A 26,131-nucleotide genomic window follows, 5' to 3' on the forward strand; every position below is an offset into this window, starting at 1 on the left:
TTTAAGAAACTTAGAGCGTCTCGTCCAGCTCGCCGAGCCGGTCGGTCAACCGCAGGTTCTCCGAATAGTCGACCGGGCAGCCGATCAGCGAGACACCGTCATCGTCGAGCGCGGCCTTCAGCGTCGGCAACAGCTCCTCGGCGCTGTTGATCCGATACCCCTTGGCGCCGAAGCTTTCCGCGTAGGCCACGATGTCCGGGTTGCCGAACTTCACGTAGTAATGCTCACCGAGTTCGAGGTCCATCTTCCACTCGATCAGGCCATAACCGCCGTCCTCCCAGATCAGCACCACCAGCGGTATCCGCTCCCGAACGGCGGTCTCGATCTCCTGCGAGTTCATCAGGAACGCGCCGTCGCCGACGACGGCCAGCACCCTGACCCCCGGGCGCGCCAGCTTGACCCCAAGCGCGCCCGGCAGCGCAAACCCCATGGTGGACAACCCGTTCGAGATCAGGCACGTGTTGCGCTCGTAGGTCGGGTAGAGCCGGGCCATCCACATCTTGGTGGCGCCGGTGTCCACCAGCACGACGTCGCCGCGGCCCAACGCCGCGCGGGTGTCGGCGACAACCCGAGCGGGTGCCAGCGGATAGCGCGAATCTTGTTGTCCCCGAGCGAATTCCTCGGCGAGCAGGCCGCAGCCGGGAACCTCCGGCTCGGCTTCGAAGACGTGGCCCGCGAGCGCATCCGTGAGCGCATCGAGGGAGGCGCTGATGTCGCCGATGATCCCGACGTCAACCGAATAATGCGCGTCGACCTCGGCCGGGAACCGATGAATGTGGATGATCTTCTTGTCCGCCAGCGGATTGATCCGGACCGGGTCGAACTCCTGCAACTCGTAGCCGACCGCGATGATCACGTCGGCGTTGTCGAACCCGAAGTTGACGTAGTCATGCCGCATGAACCCCAGGGTCCCGATGCTGTTGGGGTGATCGTCGGGCATCACGCCCTTGCCGTGGAAGGTGTTGGCCACCGGAATGCCGAACTCGTCGGAGAACCGCACCAGGGCCGCGGTCGCGTCGCCGCGGGCGGCGCCATGCCCGGCCAGCACCACCGGCCGTCGCGCGTTGCGCAGGATGTCGACGGCCCGTTCCACCTGGCGGGCCGCCGGCGCCTCGGCGCGAACGACGTTGCGCGGCAACGGCTTCAGGTCGTAGTCGGCGGCATCTTCGTCTATGTGCTCGGGCACGGCCAGGTAGACCGCGGCCGGGCGTTCGGACTCCGCCAGCTTGAACGCCTTGCGGAACATCTCGGGGATGGCGTGCGCGGTCGGCACCCCGGCGGCCCAGCGGGTGATCGGCGCGAACATCGACACCAGGTCGACGTACTGGTGCGATTCCTTGTACTCCCGGTCCTGGCCCACCTGCGCGGAGATCGCGACCAGCGGGGTGCTGTTGGTGGTGGCGTCGGCGACGCCGAGTTGCATGTTGATCGCGCCGGGGCCCAGGGTGGCCGACACCACCGCCGCCCGCCCGGTGACGCGCCCGTACATCTCCGCCATGAACGCCGCCGCCTGCTCGTGACGGGTGAGCACGTAGCGGATGCGCGAGGAGGCCAACGCCTGCACGAAGCGGATGTTTTCCTCGCCGGGCAGCCCGAAGACCACGGAGACGCCCTCGTTTTCCAGGCACTCGACCATCAGCTGAGCGGCTTTACTCATCCGGCACCTCCCTGAAAGCCACGATAGTGGCAGGCTTGATGCCGGAAGCTTTCACAACCACCACAGACGAAGGACGTCACCGTGCCCATCGCCACCATCAACCCGGCCACCGGCGAGACAGTCAAGACCTTCACCCCCGCAACCGACAACGAAATCGAGGCGGCGATCGCCCGCGCGCACGAGCGCTTCCTCCACTACCGCCGCTCCACCACCTTCGCCCAGCGCGCGGAATGGGCGAACGCCACCGCCGACCTGCTGGACAAGGAGGCCGACGACGTGGCGGCGATGATGACCCTGGAAATGGGCAAGACGCTGGCCTCGGCCAAGGCCGAGGCGCTCAAGTGCGCCAAGGGTTTTCGCTACTACGCCGAGAACGCCGAGGGGCTGCTGGCCGACGAGCCGGCCGACGCGGCGAAGGTGGGCGCCACGAAGGCGTACACGCGGTACCAACCGCTCGGGGTGGTGCTGGCCGTGATGCCGTGGAACTTCCCGCTGTGGCAGGCCGTCCGGTTCGCCGCGCCGGCGCTGATGGCCGGCAACGTCGGCATCCTCAAGCACGCGTCGAACGTGCCGCAGTGCGCGCTGTATCTCGCCGACGTCATCGCCCGCGCCGGCTTCCCGGAGGGCTGCTTCCAGACGCTGCTGGTTCCGTCGAGCGCCGTCGAGACCATCCTGCGCGATCCCCGGGTCGCCGCGGCCACCCTGACCGGCAGCGAGCCGGCCGGCCAATCGGTCGCCGCCATTTGCGGCGACGAGATCAAGCCGACGGTGCTGGAGCTCGGCGGCAGCGACCCGTTCATCGTGATGCCGTCCGCGGACCTCGACGAGGCCGTCAAGACGGCGGTCACCGGCCGCGTGCAGAACAACGGCCAGTCCTGCATCGCCGCCAAGCGGTTCATCGCCCACGCCGACATCTACGACGCGTTCGTCGACAAGTTCGTCGAGCGGATGCGGGCGTTGCGGGTCGGCGACCCCACCGACCCGGACACCGACGTGGGCCCGCTGGCCACCGAGTCGGGGCGCGACGAGGTCGCCAAGCAGGTGGACGACGCCGCCGCCGCGGGCGCGGTGATCCGTTGCGGCGGTGAGCGTCTCGACCGGCCGGGGTGGTACTACCCGCCGACGGTGGTCACCGACATCACCAAGGACATGGCGCTCTACTCCGAGGAGGTGTTCGGCCCCGTCGCCTCGGTGTACAAGGCCGACGACATCGACGAGGCCATCGAGATCGCCAACGCGACGACCTTCGGGTTGGGGTCCAACGCGTGGACTCAGGACGAGGCCGAGCAGCGGCGCTTCATCGACGGCATCGAGGCCGGCCAGGTCTTCATCAACGGGATGACCGTCTCGTACCCCGAACTGCCGTTCGGGGGCGTCAAGCGCTCCGGCTACGGCCGGGAACTCGCCGGACTCGGGATCCGCGAGTTCTGCAACGCCAAGACGGTGTGGATCGGCTAGCGGTTCCCCTGGCGAGCAGACGCAGACTCGCACGATTTCGCGTGGCGTTATGCGAGTCTGCGTCTGCTCGCGAGAGCTACTTCAGGCCGAGGCCGCCAGGGCGCGCCGGTCCTCGTCGGCGAACGTGTCCTCGAGCCGTAGCGGCGAGTAGTCGAGGTCGATCTCGCCGAGCGGGCGCCCGCGGGCGCTGGAGATCGTGCCGAACCGCCGCATCCCCTTGTCGGCGGCATATTGCAGGAACTCGTCCGTCGAAAGGCCGAAGGGCATCGGGTCGTACAAGGCGAAGCCCTCTTCGATGAGGCGCAGCCCGAGCGGCATGAGTTCGTTCATGCGCGTTTCGAAGACGTCCCAGTTGGCATCGTCGGCGGCGACGTGGCGCCGGCAGGTGAAGGTGCCCCACGCCATGTGGCGCCGCTCGTCGTCGCCGATGCGGCGGACCAGCTCCTGCATGCCAGGAAGGATGCCGCGTTCCACGCAGATCTTGTGCCAGCCGAAATAGCCCGTCAGCGCCAGCATGCCTTCGACCATGTGGTTGTAGGTGACGGAGGCCCGGACCTGCGCGGCCGGCGAGGGATCGTCCGACAAGGTATTGAGGCAGGCCGGCAACTCCTCGTAGAAAATCGTGCGGTAGGTGGGGATGTCGTCGAGATAGGCGTGCAGGTCGTCGGTGATGCCGACGGCGTCGAGCCACATGCGGAAAACCTGGACGTGCTTGGCCTCCTCGAACGCGAACTGCGTCAGATACATCTCGTCGCCCAGCCGGCCTTCGGCCCGCATCGCCGACATGAACGGCTGGATGTCCTCGGTCACCGCCTCCTCGCCGGCGATGAACTCGGCGCACAGCCGGGTGGCGTAGTGGCGCTCGTCGTCGGTGAGCCGTTCCCAGTCCGCGCGGTCGCGGGAGAAGTCGATGTCGGCCGGGTTCCAGAACTTCGCGTTGCCGCCGGCAAACAGCTTGAGCGGCAAGCTATCCCAGTTGAGTCCGCCCCGCGCGAGCGAGCCCGAATGCGTGCGTGTCATGTGACCGCCTCCTCGGTTTTGACGGACAGGTTCGCCGAGAACGCGGCCGCCAACACCGCGACGAGCCTGCGCACGGCCAGCGCCGGCTGCTCGGGTGTGGGTTCGTCGAGACCGAGGATCGGATCCAGGCCGCGCATGTAGGGGGCCAGCGCGAGGTGCGGAAAGATCATGAGCAACAACGACAGCAGCGCGTCCGTGTCGGCGTCCGCGCGCAGATCGCCGCGGGTCTGGGCGCCGTGTATCAGCGGCCGCAGCACTTCCAGGTAGTGGCGATTACTGACGCTGCGCACACTGATGCGGGCCTCGGTGTCGACCTCGAGCGTCACCGCGGCGTGAAGGGCGCGTTCGTGTGGATGCTCCGCGTAGTAGGCCACCCAGCCGTCGAGCAGGTCGGTGAGGAATTCGAAGAACGGCCGGCGCGGGTCGAGCTCGCGGATCAGGTCCTCCATGTAGGCGCGCACCCGTTGGCTGGCGATGTCGGTGACGAACGCGTAGAGGTCGCGCTTGTCCGCGAAGTACTGGAACAGGCTGCCCTTGGCGACGCCCGCGCGGCGGGCGATGACGTTCAGGCTGCCGCGGGAGAAGCCGTGCGCGCCGAACTCGGACTCCGCGGCTTCTATCACCGCCGCGCGACGAGCGGGGTCGACGCGCGCCCACGTCACCGTCGGCATTGAGGCCTCCTAGCGTCGATGACCGCTGGTCATTCTACGGTGATCTACGTCACAGTCAAGGGTCGCTGCGGCACCGCCTAGACGCCGCCACCCGCCGCCTCACCCGCCGCCTCACACGCCGCCTCACACGCCGCCTCACACGCCGAGCGTCACGCTGGCGTGACTCTGGAAACCGAGCGCCACGCTGGCGTGACGCTCGGCGTGTAAGGCGGCGGCGCAGCGTGACGCTCGGCGAGGCGGGACGGGCCGCGGGAATCAGGGGCGCATGCGGTAGGCGCCGTTGATCGGCAGCACGTGCTCCTTCCAGATCTGGTCGTAGCGCCCGGGGTCGTGCACGGGACGCCGGACTATCCGCGTCGCGAAACGTGCCTGGGCGTCCGTCGTCGCGGGCTTGTCGCCGAGCTCCACGGCATAGCCGTTGAAGTCGCGCACCAGCACGGCGAAGATCTCGTCGATCAGCGCCGGATCCACGCCAGAAAGCCCGGCCTCTTCGAGGATCAGCTGCGCGTAGGGCACCGTCGCAAACAGTTGACCCACGGCGAAGGCAAAGTCGATGTCCTTCTGCTGCACCGCATCCGGGGTGGCGCTGGCCAGCATCTCGGTGAGCACCTCGACCTGCGAGCGCAGCAGCGCGACGTTGGGGAGGTGGGCGAAGCTCTCGAACGGCACGCGCCAGTCGTGGAAGCGCACCTTGCCCAGGCCACCGGTCGGTCCCTGGGCGAACAGGAACGTGTCGTCGGCGGCGTCGTCGCGGCGGGTGATCACGGGCAACTCGCCGCTCGGGGCGAACAGGAAGTTGGGCATGAACTTGCCGAGCAGCCCGATGTTGATGTGCACGGTGCCCTCCAGCCGGGGCAACAGCCCGATCTCGCGGGTCACGGCCTCGAAGAAGGTGTCCTTCTCGACGCCCTTGGCGGCGACGACGTCCCACAGGGCGGTCACCACACGCTCGCCCTCGCTGGTGATCTTCGCCTTGGTGAGGGGGCTGTAGAGCAGGTAGCGACGGTCGGCCGCCGACGCGCTGCGCATGTAGTCGCAGGCCCGGGTGGCGACCAGCCTCATGGCGGCCAGGCGCACGTAGGCGTCGGTGAGCAGCCGTCGCACGTGGCTGAAGTCGGTGACGACGGTCCCGTACAGGATGCGGTTGGACGCGTGGGTGACCGCCTCGTACATGGCGTGGGTGCACATGCCGATGGCGCCCCAGCCCAGGTTGTACTTGCAGACGTTGACGGTGTTGAGGGCGGCGTGGAAGGCGTCGGGGCCGCGGTGCAGGAGGTCGGCCTCGGTGACCGGGTAGTCGCGCAGCGCGTAATTGGCGACGAAGTTCTGCGAGTTCACCACGTTCTTGATCAGGTCGTACCGCTCGTGCTGGGAGTCGGCGGCGAAGAACACGTACTCGTCGGACCCGGCGATCTTGCCGAAGGTGGAGACCATCCGGGCGACGTTGGCGTTGCCGATGTAGTACTTCTCGCCATTGGCGACCCAGCCGTGTTCTGCGGGCGTCAGGATCATGTCGGTCTGGTACACGTCGGCGCCGTGGGTCTGCTCCGATAACCCGAAGGCAAACACCTCGCCGGCCTCCAGCTGAGCCGCCGCCCTGCGCTTGGCGTCCTCGTTGGCGCTCATCCAGATCGGGCCCAGGCCCAGGGCGGTGACCTGGAAGGGGTACCAGTAGCTCAGCCCGTAAAAGCCCACGATCTCGGCGAACTCGCTGATCCGGTAGGTGTCCCAGCGACAATCGTCGGCGCCGTACTTCGCGGGTGTCAGCAGGGAGGCGAAGATGCGCTCGCGCCCGATGTGGTCCAGGAAGTCGGAGTACCAGACGCGCTCGTGGTCGTCGTGCTTGAGCCGGGCCTTGCCCCTGGACTCGAAGAAGTCGACCGTCGCGGCCATGATCTCCCCCGAGCGACGGTCCGGGTAGCGGCGTTGCAGGTGGTTGGGATTGAGCAACATGGCGGGCTCCCAGGGGGTGCAGATGAAGACGAGGGTGACGGTACTGCACCAGCGCGTCGAGATCTGCGTTAGCGCGGGAAAGATCGAGTGGACCGCACGCCCGCGTCGATTTCGATGCGGGAGGAGACACGGGGAGACCCGGAGCGCTTAGCATCAGACAGGTGTCAGAAGTAAGCACCGCTCGCGGGCCCATCGACACCACCGATCTCGGCGTGACGCTCATGCATGAGCACGTCTTCATCATGACCACCGAAATTGCCGAGAACTATCCGGAAGCCTGGGGCGACGAGGACAAGCGGGTGGCCGACGCGATCGCCCGGCTGGGCGAGCTCAAGTCGCGCGGCGTGGACACCATCGTCGACCTCACCGTGATCGGGTTGGGCCGCTACATTCCGCGCATCGCCCGGGTGGCGGCGGCCACCGAGCTGAATATCGTTGTGGCGACTGGCCTTTACACCTACAACGACGTGCCGTTCCGGTTCCATTACGAGGGCCCGGGCGGGCTGCTGGGCGGCCCGGAGATCATGACCGAGATGTTCGTCCGCGACATCGAGCAGGGCATCGCCGACACCGGCATCAAGGCGGGCATCCTCAAGTGCGCCACCGACGAACCCGGCATCACCCCGGGCGTCGAGCGCGTGCTGCGCGCCGTCGCCCAGGCGCACAAACGCACCGGGGTGCCGATCTCCACGCACACCCACGCCGGGCTGCGCCGCGGCCTGGAGCAGCAGCGCATCTTCGCCGAAGAGGGCGTCGACCTGAGCCGCGTGATCATCGGGCATTCCGGTGACAGCACCGACGTCGGCTACCTCGAAGAGCTCATCGCCGCCGGCTCCTACCTCGGCATGGACCGGTTCGGCATCGACGTGATCCTGCCGTTCGAGGACCGAGTGAACATCGTGGCGACGATGTGCGAGCGTGGGCACGCCGACAAGATGGTGCTCTCGCACGACGCCAACTGCTACTTCGACGCCCTGCCCGAAGATCTGGTTCCCCAGATGGCGCCGAATTGGCATTACCTGCATATCCACAACGACGTGATCCCCGCGCTCAAGCAGCGCGGCGTCACCGACGAGCAGCTGCACACCATGCTCGTTGACAACCCTCGCCGCATCTTCGAAAGACAGGGCGCGTATTGAGTGAGCCGGCGCTCGGCGGTCTGCGCCGAGATCATGGCGCGATGGCATCCGCCTCAGCATCGATGGCCCGAGGCGTTTCGACAGGCTTGTGCTGCCGCTCCCAGCGACGCAGCGCCTCCCGGCAGGGCGACTCGACCAGGCCGTAGCTAACCGCGGCGATCGCCCAGCCGAAGACCAGCGTCAACACCAGCACCATCGGCATCCGGCCCGTGAACGGGAAAACCCCGAGCACCGGGAACACCATCGCCAAGGCGGCCAGGTGCCATATGAACAGACCGTAGGACCAACGCCCCAAGGTCACCATGCCGGTGGTGCCCAGCACCCGGTGTGGCGTGTCAACTCGATCCAGCACCAAGGGGGCGACCAGCGCGAACGCCACCAGTGAGCCCATCGCCGTCTTCACCGCGAACTGTGCGGCGGTGCCGGGAACGAGGCCCTCGGGACCGGCCAGCGGCGACGCCGCCACCAGGAAGGCCAGCACGGCGACGACGGCCATCACCATCCGTCGCCGCGCCAACACGTGCGGCAAGCCAACGGGGCTGTGCACCCACTCCGCCAGCAGCATGCCGGCCGCGAACCAGGAAAAGAACGCCGGCGGCCAGTTCAGCGGGTTGATACCCGGACCGGCATGCGCAAAAGGCACCCAGCCCCAGGCCCAGCTGAGGGCCGCGAGCGTGGCGATCGCCGGCACCCGCGCGCCGACGGGGAGGCGTCGCGCCAGCAACGCCAGGACCGGCAACGCCAGGTAGAAGCTGACCTCGACGGACAGGCTCCACATCTGCGTCAGGCCACCCGTCAGGGTGAGCGGCACATAGATCTGGGTGAGCGTCAGGTTGGCCAACCACACCGTCGGGCTGGCGTGATCCGCGTCGGGCAGCAGGGTCAGGATCACGACGACGGCCACCACATAGGCCGGCATGATGCGCACGACCCTCGACCGTAGGTAGTGACCCGTGCGCGGACGCGGCCCCAAATCCCGCGCCGCCGCCGCGTGCCCGCGCCATAACAGGAATCCCGACAACGCGAAGAACACCGCCACGGCCAGGTCGAAGCGGCCGAACAGCCGTCCGGCGACACCGCAGGAGTGTCCGGTCTGGAAGGCGACGTGCGTGACGACCACGCCCATGGCCGCGCACGCGCGCATCCCCTCCACGGCGGGCAGGAAGCTGCGGGCCCCGCCCACCTGCTGGCCATCGGTCACCACCACAGTGTGCCCGGCGTCTACGCCCCGGAATCGCCCGGGCAAAGCGACGCGAGGTGCGTAAGCCGGGGCCTTACATTCTGCTGTTAGGGTCGAACGGGTTTGCCTCGCTGCTTGATCAGGTCGGAGCGGGGCAAAAAGCCATTAGGAGGGCACAGCAACGTGAACCGCGCAGTCATGTTGCGCTTCGCCGCATGCGCAGTCATCGGACTCGGAGCCGCCCTGCTGATCGCCGCGCTGTTGCTGTCGACGTACACCAGCAGCAGGATCACCAAGATCCCGCTGGACATCGACGCCACGTTGACCAGTGACGGCTCCGGGACCGCGCTCGACAGCGCGTCGTTGGCCACCGACCACATCGTCATCAACCAGAACGTGCCGCTGGTGTCCCAGCAGCAGGTCACCGTCGAGTCGCCCGCCAACGCCGACGTCGTCACGCTGCAGGCCGGCACCTCGGTCCGGCGCACCGACAAGCAAAAGGACAGCGGACTGCTGCTGGCGATCGTCGACACCGTCACCCTCAACCGCAAGACGGCGATGGCCGTCTCCGACGACACCCACACCGGCGGCTCAGTGCAAAAGCCGCGCACCTTCGGCGACGAGAACCCGCCCACCGCGATCCCGCTGCGGCACGACGGGCTGTCCTACCGGTTCCCGTTCCACACCGAAAAGAAGACGTACCCCTACTTCGACCCGATCGCGCAGAAGCCGTTCGACGTCAACTACGACACCCAAGAGGACGTCAACGGTTTGACCACGTACCGCTTCACCCAGAACGTCGGCTACGACCCGGACGGCAAGCTGGCGGCCCCGGTCGTGTACCCGTCGCTGTACCCCGGCAACGAGGACGGCAAGGTCACCGCGTCCGCCGCGATGTGGGGTGTGCAGGGCGATCCCGGCGAGCAGGTCACCATGACCCGCTACTACGCGGCGCAGCGGACCTTCTGGGTGGACCCGGTGTCGGGCACCATCGTCAAGCAGACCGAGCACGCCAACCACTACTTCGCCCGCGATCCGCTCAAGCCGGAGGTGACGCTGGCCGATTACAAGGTCACCTCCACCGAAGACACCGTCGAATCCCAGGTCAACTCGGCCCGCGACGAGCGCGACCGGTTGGCGCTGTGGTCGCGGGTGCTGCCGATCACGTTCACCGCGGTCGGGTTGATCGCGCTGGTCGGCGGCGGGTTGCTCGCCTCGTTCAGCCTGCGGACCGAGAGCGCGCTGACCGACCCCGGCCTGGACCGTGGCGAGGAGTTCTTCGGCCGCGGCGGGCCCGAAGAGCCGGTGCCCGGCGCCGAAGCCGAGACCGAGAAGCTGCCCACGCAGCGCCCCGCCGCGCACGAAGATCCCGGCCCCGACGCGCCCACTTTGGGGCCCGACGAGCCGCCCGAGTCGGGACCCGAGCCGAATCCGCCCGGCCCGCCCGAACGGGAATAGCCCGGCTCGGATGCGTTAACCGTGCGGTGGACCCGACCGGGGTATGCGCTGCTGTTGGCGCTCCTGGTGGTTGGGCCGCTCCTGCGGCCGGGGTACCTGCTGTTGCGCGACGCGGTGTCGACGCCGCGGTCGTATCTGTCCGATAGCGCCCTGGGGCTGACGTCGGCGCCGCGGGCGACGCCGCAGGATTTCGCGGTGGCGTTGGCGTCGCATCTGGTCGACGGCGGCATCGTGGTCAAGGCGCTGCTCGTCGCGGGCCTGTGGCTCGCGGGATGGGGTGCGGCCCGGCTGGTGGCGGCGGCGCTGCCCTGCGCGGGCGCGCCCGGCGAGTTCGTCGCGACCACGCTGGCGATCTGGAATCCCTTTGTCGCCGAACGGCTTCTGCAGGGGCATTGGAGCCTGCTGGTCGGCTACGGCTGCCTGCCCTGGATTGCGACGGCGATGCTGAGGCTGCGATCCGGGGACGGCGGCGGGTTTTTCGCCCTGGCGTTCTGGATGGCGCTGGCCGGGCTGACCCCGACCGGCCTGCTGCTGGCCGCGACGGTCGCGCTGGTGTGTGTGGCCGTCCCGGTTGAGGGCCCGGGTGAGCCCCGACCGCGCTGGCTGTGCGCCGCGGCGGCGTTGGGCTTGGGCGCCGCGCTGGTGGCGGCGCTACCCTGGCTGACGGCGTCGGCGATGGGCGCGTCGTTGACGGCGCACGCGCCGGCAAGCGCGCCCGGGGTGAGCGCGTTCGCGCCGCGCGCCGAGCCCGGTCTGGGCACGCTCGCCAGCCTGGCCAGCCTCGGCGGGATCTGGAACGGCGACGCCGTACCGGCTTCGCGGGCAACGCTTTTCGCGGTGTCGTCGGCCGTGGTGCTGCTGGGCGTGGTGGCGGCCGGGTTGCCGACGGTGGCGCGTCGTCCGGCCGCGGTGCCGCTGCTGGTGCTGGCGGTGGTGTCGGTGTTGGTGCCGGCGGCGCTGGCCACCGGCCCGGGTCTAGGGGCGCTGCGGGCGGTGATCGACGCCGTACCCGGCCTCGGGGTGCTGCGCGACGGGCAGAAGTGGGTGGCACTGGCGGTGCCGGGGTACACGCTGGCGGGCGCAGGCGCCGTGGTGACGCTGCGACGCTGGTTGCGGCCCGCGCTGACGGCGCTGGTCTGCTGCCTCGCGCTGATCCTGGCGCTGCCGGACCTGGCCTGGGGCGTGTGGGGCAGGGTGTCGCCGGTGCGCTACCCGCCCGGGTGGGCCGCGGTCGCGGCGGCGATCAACGCCGATCCGCGGACGGTGGCGGTGTTGCCGGCCGGCACCATGCGGCGGTTCTCCTGGTCCGGCCCCGCGCCGCTGCTCGATCCGCTGCCCCGCTGGGTGCGCGCCGACGTGCTGACCACCGGTGACCTGCCCATCTCCGGGGTCGTCGTCCCCGGGGAGGGCAAGCACGCCCGGGCCGTGCAGGACTTGCTCCTGGCGGGGCCGGATCCCGCCGACCTGGCCCCGGCCGGCATCGGGTGGCTGGTCGTCGAATCGGACAGCGCGGGTGACATGGGCGCGGCGGCCCGCACGCTGGACGCGCTGACGCCGGTCTACCGCGACGACGAGTTCGCGCTGTATCGGATCGGCGGCGACACCCCCGGCGTCTCTTCCACCCGTCGTGGTGCGACGATCGTCGCGCACCTGGCGTGGCTGGCGGTGCTGATCGTGGGCGCAGTGGTCTGCGTCTGGCGGCGCCTGGCTAGACCACGCCGCTGACTTCGCCGAGGATCAAGTCTCGCGGTGTGCCGCGGCATGCACGCGATGAGACCAGCCGGTGACCCTTGTTATGCTGGGTGCGAGCAAGGATCCGGCTCTCCGGGCTGATAAGCCTCGACAGTCGGTCTGGCCCCTCGGTGTAGCTACGGCAGCCAGGGGCTGCTCTTCTTTTTGGGGGGCTTTTGGCACAGGCCCCGTTAGACCACGCCGCTGACCATGCGGCCGGCGTGCACCGCCTCCAGCACGCCGCGCATCGCGTCGGCGCTTTGGCGCCAGGAGAACTCGCCGCTGCGCATCTGCGCCTTGGTGCCGAGCTGATCGCGCAGCACCGGATCCGTAAGCAGTTCCTCAAGGCGATCCACCAGCTCGGCGCGATCGTCTACCAAGATCCCGGTCACCCCGTCGACGATCGAATCGGACAGGCCGCCCGAGGATCGGTAGCCGATGGTCGGCACCCGATGCTGGGCCGCCTCGACGACCGCCAGGCCCCAGCCCTCTTTGCGCGACGGCAGCAGGTGCACCCAGGAGCTTTGCAGCACATGGTGTTTGGTCAGGTCGTCGACGTGGCCGTGGAAGGTCACCGCGTCGGAAATGCCGAGCCGGTGCGCGTGGTCGACGAGCCGCTGCCGCCACCACCCACCCCCGACGACGTCGAGATGCAAACCGGGTATCCCCGGCCGCAGCGCCGCCACCGCGTCCAGGGCGTCCTCAATCTGCTTGTGCGGCACCAGCCTTGAGAGCACCACCACCCGCGGCGCTGCCGACCGCGGGCCGGACATCGACAGCACCGGCGCCTCGTCAAGGCCGTTGCGCACCACCGCGATCCGCCCGTCGTCGACACCGAGCGCGACCAGATCGCGGGCCGACGGCAGCGACACCGTCACGTACTGGCTGCGGCGGTTCACCCGCGGCGACAAGCTCGACTCGACAAACCAGCCCAGCCGGCCCAGCACCGGCCCGGCCACCGGCCACTGCTCGCGGTGGCAATGGTGCACCAGCACCACGACCCGTCGGCCATACACCAACCGGGCCAGGAACGGCAGGCCGTTCTGGCTGTCGACGACGACGTCGGGCCGCACGCGCCGCAGCGGTCCGAGCCCGAACCGGGCCAAGGCCATCGCCAGCAGCGCCCACACGTACACCGAGTAGTGCCCGCCCGCGCGGCTGATCCGCACGCCGTCGACGACGTCGCGTCGTGGCGCTCCGGGATAGCGGGCGGTGCGCAGCGTGACGGCGACGCCCGACGCGGCCAGCTGCGCGCCGATGCGCTGCAAGTAGGTTTCGCTGCCGCCGCCCTGGGGGTGCCCGGTGTCGCGCCAGCACAGCAGCAATACCGAGCTCAGACCGCGTTCACGCTCTGTGGCAGGCATCGGTCGGTAGCTTAGCCTGGCGACGATGAGCGTCCTGTCGGGGTATCTCTGGCCCTTTACCATGAGATTGACTTGACGGGTAGCGAACCATGGTGAGGAAGGGGGGTTGCAATGGCGCGGAAGCCTATGCCGGTCCCGCGGCCTGGTGATCGTGTACGAATCCGCTTCGGAGCACATACCGTCGACGGAGTCGTAACGAGCGTCCGCGGTAACCACCTTCACGTGAGCGTGATGATCAATGGGGCAGACGATCCGATCGACCGATTCATTCGGGCCGACGACCTAGTCCCTGCCTGAGTTGGTTGTTACCCCCGCCACCGTGCGGGGACCGAAGCGCCGCGACTCGACACTGCGTCCCACACCGTCTAAATCTGCGTAGGGTTGGCCGGTGGCGGTCACCGAGCTGTTTGCGCGGCGCGCGACCCTGGGCCGCTCGCTGCGCCTGCTGTCGGAGTTCCGTTACGAGCGGCCGGACCCGGCGCGGTTCTATCGCTTCCTGGCGTCCGACACCGCGGCGATGGTGGCTGACCTGTGGCTGGCCGCCCACGGAGAGCCCCCTTCCGGGCGGACGCTGCTCGACGTCGGCGGCGGGCCGGGATATTTCGCGTCGGCCTTTTCCGATGCCGGCGTCCGGTATATCGGCGTGGAGCCCGACCCTAGCGAAATGCACTCCGCCGGAACGGCTTTCGAGCGCGAGCCGGGCACGTTCGTCCGGGCGTCGGGCATGGCGCTGCCCTTCGCCGACGACTCGGTGGACATCTGCCTGTCGTCCAACGTCGCCGAACACGTGCCGCGGCCCTGGCGGCTCGGCGCCGAGATGCTGCGGGTGACCAGGCCGGGCGGGCTGGCCGTGCTGTCCTATACCGTCTGGCTGGGCCCGTTCGGTGGCCACGAGATGGGCCTGACCCACTACCTCGGCGGCGAGCGCGCCGCCGCCCGGTACGCCCGCAAACACGGCCGTCCGCCGAAAAACAACTATGGGTCGTCGTTGTTCGCGGTGTCCGCGGCCGACGGCCTGACCTGGGCCGCCAGCACCGGCGCCTTGGTTGCCGCATTTCCCCGCTACCACCCCCGATGGGCGTGGTGGCTGACGTCGGTGCCGGCGCTGCGGGAGTTCGTGGTGAGCAATCTCGTGCTGGTGCTCCGGCCGCGATGAAACATGTTCTCGTTTTGCCCCGGCTTGGGTAGGGTGGCGCCATGCCCGCCGACACGATGCAGTGGGGGCACCTCCCGCTTGCGGGGGACGGAGCGATGAGGAGGAATGGCGGAATATGACCGACATTAAGACCGAATACGACAAGCTTTTCATTGGCGGCAAGTGGACGGAACCGTCGACCTCCGAAGTCATCGAGGTGCACTGTCCGGCCACCGGCGAGTACGTCGGCAAGGTGCCGCTGGCGGCCGCGGCCGACGTTGACGCGGCGGTCGCCGCGGCGCGCGCCGCATTCGACAGCGGCCCCTGGCCCACCACGCCGCCGAAGGAGCGCGCCGCCGTCATCGCCAAGGCGAATCAGCTGCTCGAGGAGCGCAAGGAGCTGTTCGCGAAGCTCCTTGCCGACGAGACCGGCCAGCCGCCCATGACCATCGAGACGATGCACTGGATGGGCTCGATGGGGGCGATGAACTTCTTCGCCGGCCCCGCCGTCGACCAGGTCAAGTGGCGGGAGATCCGCAACGGCTCCTACGGGCAGACCATCGTCCATCGCGAGCCGATCGGCGTGGTGGGCGCGATCGTGGCGTGGAACGTTCCGCTGTTCCTGGCGGTCAACAAGCTGGGCCCGGCGCTGCTGGCCGGCTGCACGGTGGTGCTCAAGCCGGCCGCCGAAACCCCTTTGACCGCAAACGCTTTGGCCGAGGTGTTCGCCGACGCCGGCCTGCCCGAGGGCGTGCTGTCGGTGGTGCCCGGCGGGATCGAGACCGGGCAGGCGCTGACCTCCAACCGGGACGTCGACCTGTTCACCTTCACCGGCAGCTCGGGCGTCGGCAAAGAGATCGGCCGTCGCGCCGCCGAGATGCTCAAGCCGTGCACGCTGGAGCTCGGCGGGAAATCGGCGGCCATCGTCCTCGAGGACGTCGACCTGGCCTCCGCGATCCCGATGATGGTGTTCTCCGGGATCATGAACACCGGGCAGGCCTGCGTGGGCCAGACCCGCATCCTGGCGCCACGTTCGCGCTACGACGAAATCGTGGACGCGGTAAGCGCTTTCGTGCAGGCGCTGCCGGTCGGCCCGCCATCCGACCCGGCCGCCCAGATCGGGTCGCTGATCTCGGAGAAGCAGCGCGCCCGCGTCGAGGGCTACATCGCCAAGGGCATCGAAGAGGGCGCCCGGCTGGTGTGCGGCGGCGGCCGTCCCGAGGGCCTGGACAACGGATTCTTCGTGCAGCCCACGGTTTTCGCCGACGTCGACAACAAGATGACGATCGCCCAGGAGGAGATCTTCGGGCCGGTGCTGGTCATCATCGGTTACGACACCGAGGAGGACGCGATCAAGATCGCCAACGACTCGGAGTACGGCTTGGCGGGCAGCGTGTGGACCACCAACGTGCCGCGCGGCATCGAGATCTCGGAGAAGATCCGCACCGGGACGTACGCGATCAACTGGTACGCGTTCGACCCCTGCTGCCCGTTCGGCGGCTACAAGAACTCCGGGATCGGCCGCGAGAACGGGCCGGAGGGCGTCGAGCACTTCACGCAGCAGAAGAGCGTGCTGATGCCGATGGGCTACACCGCCGAGTAAGGCTTCCGCGCCGGGTAAGGCTTCCGGCTTCCGCGCCGAGCGTGTTCTGAGGGCGAGATTTCGGCCGATTTCTCGCCCTCAGAACACACTCGGCGTTTCGCCGTTAGGGGCCTAGAAGCGGGCCCGCGGCGGGCGTCACGCTGGCGTGACGCCCGGCAACTCGCGTCACGCTGGCGTGACGCTCGGCGTTTGGCGCTCGGCGTTCGAGGGACACAAGCCCTAGGTGTTATGCAATACAGCATAGAAACAGCGATCGTCGCGATCCGGCCGATCAGAGCCGTTAGCGCCTAACCGCGGTGTTTGTGGTGCTGTTCGGCTTACTTAGGGAATAGAACTTGCTTGCTGGACTGATGTCTTATATGGTCCTTAGCATAGTCATGGGCCACACACAGGCCGGGAGAAAATTATGTGGATCATCGAGCTCAACATCGCCGGCTTCCAATTCACCCGCGAGGTGCCCGACTTGAAGCGTCGGCCGTTCCGGTTCAGCCCGCGCAATATGCACTGGCCGGCGCTGCGGCATTCGCACGCCGCGTGACGCTGGCCACGGGAAGTACGATCGTGCCGACTACCGCCGACGCAAAGGACGCCGCTCCGGCGAAGCGCTGCGACACCCGCAAAAAGATGCTGGTCAGCGCCGCCGAGGTGATGCGCGAGCGCGGGGCGGCCGGGGTGACCATCGACGAGGTGCTCGCCCGCAGCGGCGCGCCACGCGGCTCGGTGTACTACCACTTTCCCGACGGGCGCAATCAGATCCTGGCCGAGGCGCTGCGGTACTCCGGCGATTCCATCACGGCCATGATCGACGACGCCGCCGGCTGGGGCGCCAGGGCCCTGCTGCGCGAGTTCGTCGAGTTCTGGGAACGGCTGCTGGCCGAGGGCGACTTCACCGCCGGCTGCCCCGTGGTGGCGGCGGCGATCGGCTCCGACGACGGCGACCCCAAGCTGTCGGCCGAGGCCGGCGCCATCCTGGACCGCTGGTGTGCCGCGCTGACCCGGGCGTTCGTCAACGACGGCTTCGACGACGCCGACGCCGCGTCGCTCGCGGTGATGTCGATCGCCGCCCTGGAGGGTGCCGTCGTGCTGTCCCGCTCCACCCGCTGCGTCAACCCGCTGCGCCAGGTTGGCGACCAGCTCGAATTCCTCATCAAGGCAAGGGAATTCGTCGTCCGCAACAAGATCGGGCAGTAAGCGTCAGTCGCTGGCCGGCAGCGGCTTGACCTCTTTGAGCTGCAGCGGGGTCGAGCCGACGCTGAGGCTGCCCGCGCCCGGCTTGGTCACCAGCACCTCGGCGCCGGTTTCGTCGACGTAGCGCTTGCCCATCACCGTGCCGTCGGAAAACGCCGGGTCCAGCGAGCCCGAGCGCTCGCCGCCGATCGGCACCATCGGCGCGCCGCCGCAGCGCAGATCGTCGAGGCTGTCGGCGCTCCTGACCACGATGACCTGGGTGTCACACACCTGGCTGGCGAGGCGGGTTCCATTTTTGATCATGCGCGCAATCCTTCTAAATCTTGGATGATCTCCCGGCGAAGCACCTTGCCGGTGGGCGTGGTCGGCAGCTCGTCGCGAAACACTACCCGGTCGGGGGTCCGCGACCCGCGCAAGCTCTTTCGGACGTGCTCCCGGAGTTCCTCCGGATCGGGATCGACACCCGCGGCCGGAACCACCACGGCGATAATCGCCTGGCCCCACTGCGGATCGTCGACGCCGACCACGGCGACATCGCGCACATGGGGGTGCTCGATGAGCACCTCCTCCAGCTCGGCGGGCGCGATGTTCTCGCCGCCGCGGATGATGGTGTCGTCGCTGCGTCCGCCGATGAACAGGTAGCCGTCCTCGTCGAGCAGGGCGATGTCTTTAGTTGGGAACCAACCGTTTTCGTCGAGCACCGAGCCGATCCCGGTGTAGCGGCCGGACACCTGCTCGCCGCGCACGAACAGCTCGCCGGTCTCGCCCGGCGGCAGCACCGTGCCCCCGTCGTCGCGGATCTGCACCTCGATGCCGGGCACCGGGCGTCCCACCGACCCCAACCGCTTCACGACGGCCGAATCCGACGCCGCCTGCGCCGCACGGTGGTCGTCGGGGGTCAGCACGGCGATCGTCGAGCTGGTCTCGGTCAGCCCGTAGGCGTTGACGAAACCCACGTGCGGCAACAGTTCCAGCGCCCGGCGCACCAGCGGCAGGCCCACCCGCGAGCCGCCGTAGGCCAGACTGCGCAGCGACGGCAGCCGATGACCGCCGGCCTCCAGCGCGGTGACGATACGGTCCAGCATGGTGGGCACGACCGTCGCGGTGGTCACCTGCTCGGCGTCGACCAGCCGCACCCATTCCCCGGCGTCAAAGTTGGTCAGGTAGACCATTTTTCGCCCGGCGTACAGGTTCGACAGCGCGGCGCTGACCCCGGCGATGTGGTACGGCGGCACGCAGATCAGCGCGGCGTCGCTCGCATCCGCCGACTCGAACTCCACCGTTCCGGTGACATAGCTGGTCAGGTTGTTGTGCGAGAGCTCGACGGCCTTGGGCTGCGACGTGGTGCCCGACGTGAACAACACGATCGCGACGGACTCCGGGTCGGGGAATTCCGCGGCCGACTCGCTGCCACGGGCCGCGGTTAGGAATTCGTCGGAGGCCATCACCCGGGCGGACTTGCCCCCGACCGTGTCCCGGTAGCGGCCGTCGATGACCACCAGCGGCTCGGGCAGCCGCTCGATCAGCGACTGGAGGCCCTCCGCGGACAGTCGGTAATTGAGAGGAGTGAAAGGCAGCCCGGCGCGCGCGGCCGCGAAGATCAGTGTCGGCAGCATCGCGCCGCCGGCGCCGACGTAGGCCACATGCTTGGCGCCCGAACCCGCGATAACCCCCGCGCCGCCGTCAGCGAGGTCGCTGAGCTGCTGCGTCGTCAGCCGCGTCGAACCGGAAACCACAGCCGTGCGCTCGGGGTTGCTCGACGCGGCCATCTCGAGCAGCAACGAGATGCTCATCCACGGCCCCTCTGCGTCTTTACAAAACTGCTCAATAGTGTAATCCAGCCTCCCCAGGCGTTAATGACTCTGCGCTGACCACGGGCCCTACTCGCACTTTTCCCTGGTGGACGCAGAATCAAATCCGAAAGCTCAGGTTCCCGTCCAGCGCGGTGGCCGCTTCTCGGCGAACGCGACCGCGCCCTCCCTGGCGTCGTTCGAGGAGAACACCGAGGCCAAAAGCTTGATCTGCTCGGCGAACATCGTGTCCCGGCTCCACCCGCGGGATTCCACGATGATGCGTTTGGTGGCGGCCACCGCCAGCGGCCCGTTGGCGGTGATCTTCTCGGCCAGCGCGATCGCCGCCTGAAGCGCCTTCCCCGGCTCGGCGAGCACATTGACCAGCCCCAGCTCGTGGGCCCGCTCGGCGGGCAGGTTGTCCCCGGTCAAAGCCAGCTCCATGGCGATCGCGTAGGGGATGCGCTCGGGCAACCGCAGCAGTCCGCCGCCGCCGGCCACCAGGCCCCGCTTGACCTCGGGGATGCCGAACGCCGAGTCTTTCGACGCCACGATCAGGTCGGTGGCCAACGCCAGCTCGGTGCCGCCGGCCAGCGCGTATCCCTCCACGGCCGCGATCAGCGGCTTGACCGGCGGGCGTTCCGTGAAGCCCATGCCGCGGCCCTTGACGACGACGTTCTCGCCGCGGGCGAACGCCTTGAGGTCCATACCCGCGCTGAACGAGCCGCCCGCGCCGGTCAGGATGCCCACCGACAGGCCGCTATCGCCGTCGAGCCGATCCATGGCATCGGCCAGGCCCCGGCTGACCGCGGCGTTGACCGCGTTCTTGGCCTTCGGCCGGTTGATGGTGATGATCAGGATGCGATCCCGTTGCTCGACGAGAACTTCCGGTTCGTTGGCCTCTTCGCTCCCAGTGCTCATAAGGCACGATGGTAACGGCCGATCAGAACGCCATTAACACCAGGCGAGAGTGCCGTTTCCGCGGCCGGACGGCTCAGGCCGGCGCCATGGCGGCCTCGATGACCGTAAGCTCCTCGGAAAGCCCTGCGGCCCTGCGGATTTCGATGAAGTCGGCGACCATGGCCTCGGTCACCTCGTGCGGGTCCTTGACGGTGGCGCCGTCGGACAGCACCGAGATGTTGAGCTGATCGACGTAACTCCACACGGTGATGTTGAGGCCGCTGCCGGCGGTCAACGGCCCGACCGAATAGATCTCGGTGACCAGCGCCCCGCCGACCCGGCCGCGCTCGCGCGGACCCGGCACGTTGGAGATGTTGAGGTTGAGGATCTTGTTCTGCCCGTCGCGGCCGGACGCCCACCGGAAGAAGGCTTCGGTGGGGGCGGGTGGCATGTAGGCCGCCCACCGGCTGACCAGCTCCGGCCCCATCAGCTGGTTGCTCTCCTTGGCGGCGATGGCGTTCTCGTGGCTGCACCGCACCCGCTCCAGCGGATCGTCGGAGTCCGTCGGCAGGCCCACCAACACGCCGGTGAAGCGGTTGCCGGAGATCCGCTCGGGTGAGAAGTCGAAGCTCATCGGCACCGACGCCAGCAGGGGTTCGGCCGTGCCGTCGTAGCGCAGCAGCAGCGTGCGCAGCGCGCCGCTCGACATGGCCAGCACCATGTCGTTGATGGTCGCGCCGAGCCGCTTGCCGGTCTCCTTGACGTCGGCCAGCGCCAGCGTGGCGGTGGCGAACCTGCGCTCCGGGGTGATCATGTGGTTCATGAACGTCGGCGGCGGCTCGAAGGGGCGGGTCAGTTCCGGGGAGAGCTTTCGCGGGCTGCGGCGCACCCGGCCCAGCCCCCGCGCCGTGTAGCTGACTGTCGCGGGGATTCGCCGAACGTGGCGCAGGTGATCGGCGAAGGCCGAACTCATCAACTGCCGCGCGGTGGGGGCCGGGTCCGACACGTACGGGCCGCCCTCCGGCCCGGGCTGCAGGTCCATGCCGCGGGCCATCAGGTTGGCCGAGGCGACGCCGTCGGCGAGCGCGTGGTGGATCTTGCCGACCACTGCGATCCTGTTGTTGGCCAGACCCTCGACGAAGTACATCTCCCAGAGCGGGCGGGTACGGTCCAGCGGGGTGCCGGCGATCCTGCCGATCGCCTCGTCCAACTCGCGGCGACCGCCGGGCGCGGGGAGCCGCCACGGGCGGACGTGATAGTCGAGGTCAACCTCGCAGTGCTCCCGCCACATCGGATGGTGGAGCTTGAACGGGATCTCGACGAGCTGATAGCAGAACGGCTCGAGCTTGTTCAGCCGGCCGGCGATGACCTGCCGAAAGGCTTCGATGTCGAAGTCACGCCGACCCGAAGCCAGCTCGATCACGGCGACCTTGATGGTGTGCATGTGCACGTTCGGCGTCTCGCTGTACAGCAGTACGGCGTCCCAGCCGCTCAGCCGTTTCACCGCAGCCCCTTACCCATAGAGGGACCATACTCAGCGGCGGAAGCTCAGATAACCTCTTTCGCGCCGATCTGTGTTTTGGTGCGGTAGACCTGGTTGAGGAACAGCGACGTGGCGTGCGCCGCGGCACCGGCCCGCTCGCCGTCGATGAGGTCGTAGCCGTGGCCCGCGCCGGGCAATTCCAGGTAGCCGACCGTCGAATGCGAGACCGCCTTCAGCCGCTCGACGAAGCCGCGGGCCTGTTCGACCGGGATGACGGTGTCCTTGCTGCCGTGAATCACCAAGAACGGCGGGGCATTCCGATGCACGCGGGCGATCGGCGACGCGTCGCGGAACACCTCGGGGTGACGGTCGATCTTGCGTTTGACCACCACGCGCTCGAGGAAGTCGACGAACCGGACGCGCTCGGGGGTCGAACGGTCCTCCCAGTCATAGCGGCCGTAGAGCCCGACCACCGCGTCCACCGAACTGTCGGCGCCCTCCGGCAGCTCCGCGCGGTGCGCGGCGTCGTCGGCGGTCAGCCCGGCCAGCGCGGACAGGTGCCCCCCGGCCGAACAGCCCGCTATGGCAACGAAATTGCGATCCCCGCCGAATTTGTCGACGTTGGCGCGCGCCCATGCGATGGCGGTCTTGACGTCGGTAAGATGGCGCGGCCAGCGGTGGTGCGGCGCGACCCGGTAGTCGATCGCCAGGCACACCCACCCCTGCTCGGCCAGCCGCGACATCAGCGCGGAGCCCTGGCCCATGCTCCTGCCGTGTACCCAGGCGCCGCCCGGGACGAAGATCAGGACCGGCGCGGGTTGGGCGGGCAGGTCCTTGCGACGCCACACGTCGAGCACCTGCGCCGGGCTGTCCCCGTAGTGGACGCCGCGGCGGTAGAGGTAGCGGCGCTGACGCAGCGCATCCCAGATCGGCGGCGTCTTTTCCGCCGTCGGCCACTCGGCGTCGAGGTCGGCCGCCGACACCACGCCGCGCAGGGCCGCGAGGGTGGCCTCGTTGGTGGTCTCCCGATCGCGGCGGCGCACGTCGTTGATGCCCGGGGTCAGCCAATCCTTCGTCATCGTGGACAGGGCTTGCGGGGCGAGCCGAGCGCCCCAGACGCCCATCGCCGTCAGCCCGCCCAGCGGCTCGAGGCTCTTGCCGACGACCGGCAGCGAAGCGCCTGCCACGCTTAGGGCCAGCATGTAGTCGGCGGGGCCGGCCCGCAGCAACCATCTCATGCAGGGCGTCATGCGGGGTCCCGGGACAGTCATGTACGGAGCGTACCCGCGCCCGGTTCGACGGAACTGACGATTGCGTCAAAGGGCTTTTCCGTGGCGCTGGTGGCGCGGGTGCGCTGGGCATTGGTGGCGCGAGCAGACGCAGAATCGCATAACGCTACGCGAAATCGTGCGATTCCGCGTCTGCTCGCCGTGCTTATGCGGGGCCACCGCGGAGGGTAGCTGAGCACGCAGCGGTGGGCAGCAGCCACCTGCCGCGGATGGAACCGAATGTCGTTGCGGACGAGGTCTTTTGAATGACCGTGAGCCTGTCTTCGATTGGTCAAGTCATGGACAACCACAGCGGGGGTGGACCAGACGCCAATCGACTGCCACCGGGTGCCGGGTTGACGGTGGCCAGGATTCTGTTGCCCAACAAGGCAACACGTAAAGGCATCGGCGGGCCGGCCGCCGATGTCGGCAATCGGCTCGAAGGCTTTATCCTCCCCCAAGACCCTCAGCCGCGTGATTGATGAGGATCTCCCGGATGCGGCTGGCTTCGGCGGGTAGACGATGCGCCAAGGCATTCCAAATGATTTCGTAGTCCACGTGGTCGTATTTGTGAGCGACGACGTTGCGGGTCGCCTTCATGCTGCGCCAAGCCACCTCGGGGTGAACGGCGATGAATTCCTCAGGTAAACGGGCGACGGCTTCACCGATCTTGTGCAGGATAGCCTCGGCCGCTAGCCGTAACGCCTCGTCGGAGTCGTAGGCGTCCTTGCCGCGGGCAACAAGCCGGGCCGCCGTGTCGGTGAAACGGATGATGTCAGAAAGAGTACGTGCGACACGGTCGACACGGGGGCCGGGCGGACGGCTCACAGCGGACGCGCCCCAGCGACGATGGACGTAGCCTCGCCATCGAGTCCGCGTTCGGACACCACGTCGACGTGCAGCCCGGTGAGTTCTTCCAAATCTGCGGTCAGATCGGCCAGGTCAAAAACATCGGCGTCGGACGCGAAACGCACCAGCAGGTCGATATCGCTGCCGGATACATCGTCGCCCCGGGCGGCAGAACCGAAGACACGCACCCGGCTGGCTCTGTGTTGACGCGCAAGGGCAATGATGGCGTCTCGATGTTTGGCGAGTACCACCGAGGGCCGGGGCTTTGCGACGGCGCCGAGCCTGTCGAGCATCGCCGCCGACGGGATGCGTTGTCCGCTTTCATAAGCCGCGATGTTGGGTTGCGCGACACCAGAGCGGGCAGCAAGCTCATCTTGCGTCAAACCCGCCGCCCGCCGCAGGTCTCCCACTTCGCTCACGCTGCGGATCATATCACTTGATATATCTATGGAGTGGTCGCCGGCCAGAGCCGTTACCGGCGCAATCAACCCATACGAGTACCTATATAGGAGCATCGAAACGCGCCACCGCCGTATGCAAGACCCGCACGTGCCGTGGGTTGGCTGCGATCACCGCCGCCTTCACGAGAAGCACTACTTCGAACCATCAATTCCCAGCGTTCAGCCCTCCCCGGCGTTTCGAGCGTTCTCCCCGGTACTACGACCTCTGCTGACTTCTGCCCCGTCCCCACCTTCCTCGCGAACCGTGTCGCTCCGGCACCACCAGCAACGCTGGACGTAGACGAATCGGCCCCCTTCTTGCGGAAGGGGGCCGATTGCCGTTGGTAGGTCACCGGCTCGCATCGGCGACCGCCAACGGAGTCAGAGCAACTTGAGGAGGTTGGAAATCAACAGCCCGATATTGGTTGCGAACGTTGCACCGAAGCTGGCCAATAGCGACGGCATTTTCGACGAAACGTTTTGCAGCAGCGTGGTCAATCCTGTGCTGATACCGCTGACGGCATTGCTCAGGGAGGGCCAACCATTGGTCAACTGGGTCACGAAGCCCTGCAGTGCGCCCTGAAGACTTCCACCGGTCGCGATATTCACCGCGTTGGGAGCAGTGATCGACTTCGCCAGCCCCGGGGCGAGAGCCTGCAACACGTTGGTGTTGAGGAGGGTGTCGAGCAAGCCACTGCTCGTCCCATTAGTGCCGTTGAGGAAGGCATTAGTCACCACGCCGGGGGTGTTGAGCAGGTTGCTGATCGCCCCCACCGGATCCCCATGGGACCACGCAGTTGATGCAGCCTGGAGACTTGTTCCGAGCGCTTGCTCGATCTGGCCTGGCATCGTGACGGTTAAATAGGAAGCGGTGTCGTTTATGCCGGTCGTCGTCAGATAGTCAGTCACGTTCGCCAGATTCTGGGTGAAGTATCGGGGGATCGCCAAAATATTTTCCAAAGGCGGCAGGACCCGCGCGATTGGAAAGAACGCATTATACAAACTCTGTACCACACCCTTGCCTCCTAGTCCGAAGGAGTAGAAATTTCCTGAGGCAAAGTAGGTGAAGGCCGTATTTAGGTCCCCCCAGAAACCGGCTTGTTGGGTTCCCGTGTAGAAGTTGACGAGGAGATTCGCGGCGGTTTGGTACGACTTGACATAGAGGTCGGCGTAGGAGAGCCAGTTGGCGGCGATCTGCTGCAAGGTCGGGAATGGAAGCGCTTGAATCAAATTGGCGGTTGTTTGCAGATTGGTGCCTGTTGCTTGAAAAGTGTTGACCCATGTCGCGAGCGGCAGGGGTAGTGCGGCGGGGTTGATGAAGTCGGTGAGTGCGGCTGCGGGCACCGCCGCCGCACTTGCGCCGCTGGCGAGGGAGGCTAGTTCGTTTTCCACGCCGGAGAATAAGTCGACCATGCTGCTGGCGGCGTCGGTGAGGTTGATGTCAGCCACGCTTACCTGGCGTAGTTGTTGGGCCGCATGAAGGCCGGGTAGGTGCTGGGCCATGGGGCCGGCGGCGAGGATGGCGGCGCTGGCCAGGGCGATTCCGGCGGTGATGTGGGGGCGGGCTGCGAGGTCCACGACCATCTCCTTTGCGCATTCTGGATAATGACGAGTTGAATGTAGCTGGGAAATATTGCGAGCCAATCGCGACAACGAAATAGGCAATTCACTACGGCGATATGCGTGCGCAGCAAAACCGGCCCGAACTGCACAAAAACTATTACCTGAATTGGGTCAAATTGAAGGCGCCACTAAAATTATTTGTTGACGGCATGGGAACATGCGTGACACGGCGTCGTTGCTAGGTGTCGACAACGCCATGATGTCAGTGTCTCGATCCGCTC

At 67.7% G+C, this 26,131-nt stretch carries 22 protein-coding genes; 8 read left to right on the plus strand and 14 right to left on the minus strand.

Going from position 1 to position 26,131, the window contains the following annotated elements; all coding sequences use genetic code 11:
- Nucleotides 1-10: 10 nt before the first annotated feature.
- Nucleotides 11-1,657 (minus strand): acetolactate synthase large subunit, encoded by a 1,647-nt coding sequence (locus tag G6N25_RS08130; protein ID WP_083075490.1) that lies wholly within the window; start codon nt 1,655-1,657, stop codon nt 11-13.
- Nucleotides 1,658-1,738: 81 nt separating this feature from the next.
- Between G6N25_RS08130 and G6N25_RS08135 the strand changes: the two genes are divergently transcribed.
- Nucleotides 1,739-3,115 (plus strand): NADP-dependent succinic semialdehyde dehydrogenase, encoded by a 1,377-nt coding sequence (locus G6N25_RS08135; RefSeq protein ID WP_083075488.1) that lies wholly within the window; start codon nt 1,739-1,741, stop codon nt 3,113-3,115.
- An 81-nt stretch (nt 3,116-3,196) separates the two neighbouring features.
- Here the strand turns inward: G6N25_RS08135 and G6N25_RS08140 are convergent, their stop codons facing one another.
- The 3 genes from G6N25_RS08140 to G6N25_RS08150 form a co-directional block, all read right to left on the minus strand.
- A complete protein-coding gene (locus G6N25_RS08140) occupies nt 3,197-4,135 on the minus strand; it encodes a R2-like ligand-binding oxidase (protein WP_083075487.1) in 939 nt (312 codons plus the stop codon).
- Nucleotides 4,132-4,806, minus strand: coding sequence for a TetR/AcrR family transcriptional regulator (locus G6N25_RS08145; RefSeq protein WP_083075485.1), 675 nt, complete (start codon nt 4,804-4,806; stop codon nt 4,132-4,134). Before G6N25_RS08145 ends, G6N25_RS08140 begins: the two co-directional genes overlap by 4 nt.
- Before the next feature lie 255 nt (nt 4,807-5,061).
- Nucleotides 5,062-6,759 (minus strand): acyl-CoA dehydrogenase family protein, encoded by a 1,698-nt coding sequence (locus G6N25_RS08150; protein ID WP_083075484.1) that lies wholly within the window; start codon nt 6,757-6,759, stop codon nt 5,062-5,064.
- Between the two features lie 161 nt (nt 6,760-6,920).
- On the opposite strand from G6N25_RS08150, the gene G6N25_RS08155 reads away from it, so the two are divergent.
- Nucleotides 6,921-7,898, plus strand: coding sequence for a phosphotriesterase family protein (locus G6N25_RS08155; RefSeq protein ID WP_083075482.1), 978 nt, complete (start codon nt 6,921-6,923; stop codon nt 7,896-7,898).
- A 31-nt stretch (nt 7,899-7,929) separates the two neighbouring features.
- Here the strand turns inward: G6N25_RS08155 and G6N25_RS08160 are convergent, their stop codons facing one another.
- Nucleotides 7,930-9,105, minus strand: a complete 1,176-nt coding sequence (locus G6N25_RS08160; protein ID WP_083075481.1) for an acyltransferase family protein — start codon at nt 9,103-9,105, stop codon at nt 7,930-7,932.
- A 156-nt stretch (nt 9,106-9,261) separates the two neighbouring features.
- Between G6N25_RS08160 and G6N25_RS08165 the strand changes: the two genes are divergently transcribed.
- Nucleotides 9,262-10,536: a DUF3068 domain-containing protein gene (locus tag G6N25_RS08165; RefSeq protein WP_158084908.1), complete on the plus strand. Its 1,275-nt coding sequence runs from the start codon at nt 9,262-9,264 to the stop codon at nt 10,534-10,536.
- A gap of 21 nt (nt 10,537-10,557) precedes the next feature.
- Complete coding sequence (locus G6N25_RS08170; protein WP_083075477.1) at nt 10,558-12,261, plus strand: hypothetical protein; 1,704 nt, start codon at nt 10,558-10,560, stop codon at nt 12,259-12,261.
- Between the two features lie 197 nt (nt 12,262-12,458).
- On the opposite strand, the gene G6N25_RS08175 is transcribed toward G6N25_RS08170, so the two are convergent.
- Nucleotides 12,459-13,631 carry a glycosyltransferase family 4 protein gene (locus G6N25_RS08175; protein ID WP_083075476.1) on the minus strand — a complete coding sequence of 391 codons (1,173 nt, stop codon included), beginning with the start codon at nt 13,629-13,631 and terminating at the stop codon, nt 12,459-12,461.
- A gap of 388 nt (nt 13,632-14,019) precedes the next feature.
- Here G6N25_RS08175 and G6N25_RS08180 point away from each other — a divergent pair, with 388 nt between their 5' ends.
- The 4 genes from G6N25_RS08180 (at nt 14,020) to G6N25_RS08190 (ending at nt 17,560) form a co-directional block, all read left to right on the plus strand.
- Nucleotides 14,020-14,787 carry a class I SAM-dependent methyltransferase gene (locus G6N25_RS08180; RefSeq protein ID WP_083075474.1) on the plus strand — a complete coding sequence of 256 codons (768 nt, stop codon included), beginning with the start codon at nt 14,020-14,022 and terminating at the stop codon, nt 14,785-14,787.
- A 115-nt stretch (nt 14,788-14,902) separates the two neighbouring features.
- Entirely contained in the window at nt 14,903-16,369 is a 1,467-nt protein-coding gene (locus tag G6N25_RS08185; protein ID WP_083075473.1) for an aldehyde dehydrogenase, read from the plus strand.
- A gap of 406 nt (nt 16,370-16,775) precedes the next feature.
- Complete coding sequence (locus G6N25_RS24130; RefSeq protein WP_264055877.1) at nt 16,776-16,907, plus strand: hypothetical protein; 132 nt, start codon at nt 16,776-16,778, stop codon at nt 16,905-16,907.
- A gap of 86 nt (nt 16,908-16,993) precedes the next feature.
- On the plus strand, nt 16,994-17,560 hold the full coding sequence (locus tag G6N25_RS08190; RefSeq protein ID WP_083075535.1) for a TetR/AcrR family transcriptional regulator: 567 nt from the start codon (nt 16,994-16,996) through the stop codon (nt 17,558-17,560).
- A 3-nt stretch (nt 17,561-17,563) separates the two neighbouring features.
- On the opposite strand, the gene G6N25_RS08195 is transcribed toward G6N25_RS08190, so the two are convergent.
- The 8 genes from G6N25_RS08195 to G6N25_RS08230 all read right to left on the minus strand — a co-directional run bounded on the left by G6N25_RS08195 (nt 17,564) and on the right by G6N25_RS08230 (nt 25,865).
- Nucleotides 17,564-17,860, minus strand: a complete 297-nt coding sequence (locus tag G6N25_RS08195; RefSeq protein ID WP_083075471.1) for a hypothetical protein — start codon at nt 17,858-17,860, stop codon at nt 17,564-17,566.
- On the minus strand, nt 17,857-19,350 hold the full coding sequence (locus G6N25_RS08200; protein WP_083075470.1) for a class I adenylate-forming enzyme family protein: 1,494 nt from the start codon (nt 19,348-19,350) through the stop codon (nt 17,857-17,859). The genes G6N25_RS08195 and G6N25_RS08200 overlap by 4 nt, the downstream gene beginning before the upstream one ends.
- Before the next feature lie 132 nt (nt 19,351-19,482).
- Nucleotides 19,483-20,268, minus strand: a complete 786-nt coding sequence (locus tag G6N25_RS08205; RefSeq protein WP_083075468.1) for a crotonase/enoyl-CoA hydratase family protein — start codon at nt 20,266-20,268, stop codon at nt 19,483-19,485.
- Between the two features lie 73 nt (nt 20,269-20,341).
- Entirely contained in the window at nt 20,342-21,751 is a 1,410-nt protein-coding gene (locus tag G6N25_RS08210; protein WP_083075467.1) for a WS/DGAT/MGAT family O-acyltransferase, read from the minus strand.
- A gap of 44 nt (nt 21,752-21,795) precedes the next feature.
- Complete coding sequence (locus tag G6N25_RS08215) at nt 21,796-23,001, minus strand: alpha/beta hydrolase (protein WP_179961658.1); 1,206 nt, start codon at nt 22,999-23,001, stop codon at nt 21,796-21,798.
- A gap of 444 nt (nt 23,002-23,445) precedes the next feature.
- Nucleotides 23,446-23,826 carry a HepT-like ribonuclease domain-containing protein gene (locus G6N25_RS08220; RefSeq protein ID WP_083075464.1) on the minus strand — a complete coding sequence of 127 codons (381 nt, stop codon included), beginning with the start codon at nt 23,824-23,826 and terminating at the stop codon, nt 23,446-23,448.
- The gene (locus tag G6N25_RS08225) at nt 23,823-24,266 is read right to left on the minus strand and encodes an XRE family transcriptional regulator (RefSeq protein WP_197745674.1); all 444 of its coding nucleotides are present in this window, start codon (nt 24,264-24,266) and stop codon (nt 23,823-23,825) included. The genes G6N25_RS08220 and G6N25_RS08225 overlap by 4 nt, the downstream gene beginning before the upstream one ends.
- Before the next feature lie 402 nt (nt 24,267-24,668).
- Nucleotides 24,669-25,865 (minus strand): hypothetical protein, encoded by a 1,197-nt coding sequence (locus tag G6N25_RS08230; RefSeq protein ID WP_142272755.1) that lies wholly within the window; start codon nt 25,863-25,865, stop codon nt 24,669-24,671.
- Nucleotides 25,866-26,131: the final 266 nt, after the last annotated feature.

The sequence above is a fragment of the Mycobacterium heidelbergense genome (assembly GCF_010730745.1).
GTDB lineage: Bacteria > Actinomycetota > Actinomycetes > Mycobacteriales > Mycobacteriaceae > Mycobacterium > Mycobacterium heidelbergense.

Bases quoted from the DNA above. Each gene is read 5' to 3' on its own strand.
- G6N25_RS08145 (WP_083075485.1), bottom strand. From the start codon at position 4,806: ATGCCGACGGTGACGTGGGCGCGCGTCGACCCCGCTCGTCGCGCGGCG.
- G6N25_RS24130 (WP_264055877.1), top strand. From the start codon at position 16,776: ATGTGGATCATCGAGCTCAACATCGCCGGCTTCCAATTCACCCGCGAG.
- G6N25_RS08185 (WP_083075473.1), top strand. From the start codon at position 14,903: ATGACCGACATTAAGACCGAATACGACAAGCTTTTCATTGGCGGCAAG.
- G6N25_RS08215 (WP_179961658.1), bottom strand. From the start codon at position 23,001: ATGACTGTCCCGGGACCCCGCATGACGCCCTGCATGAGATGGTTGCTG.
- G6N25_RS08130 (WP_083075490.1), bottom strand. From the start codon at position 1,657: ATGAGTAAAGCCGCTCAGCTGATGGTCGAGTGCCTGGAAAACGAGGGC.
- G6N25_RS08195 (WP_083075471.1), bottom strand. From the start codon at position 17,860: ATGATCAAAAATGGAACCCGCCTCGCCAGCCAGGTGTGTGACACCCAG.
- G6N25_RS08150 (WP_083075484.1), bottom strand. From the start codon at position 6,759: ATGTTGCTCAATCCCAACCACCTGCAACGCCGCTACCCGGACCGTCGC.
- G6N25_RS08140 (WP_083075487.1), bottom strand. From the start codon at position 4,135: ATGACACGCACGCATTCGGGCTCGCTCGCGCGGGGCGGACTCAACTGG.
- G6N25_RS08190 (WP_083075535.1), top strand. From the start codon at position 16,994: ATGCTGGTCAGCGCCGCCGAGGTGATGCGCGAGCGCGGGGCGGCCGGG.
- G6N25_RS08200 (WP_083075470.1), bottom strand. From the start codon at position 19,350: ATGAGCATCTCGTTGCTGCTCGAGATGGCCGCGTCGAGCAACCCCGAG.
- G6N25_RS08175 (WP_083075476.1), bottom strand. From the start codon at position 13,631: ATGCCTGCCACAGAGCGTGAACGCGGTCTGAGCTCGGTATTGCTGCTG.
- G6N25_RS08205 (WP_083075468.1), bottom strand. From the start codon at position 20,268: ATGAGCACTGGGAGCGAAGAGGCCAACGAACCGGAAGTTCTCGTCGAG.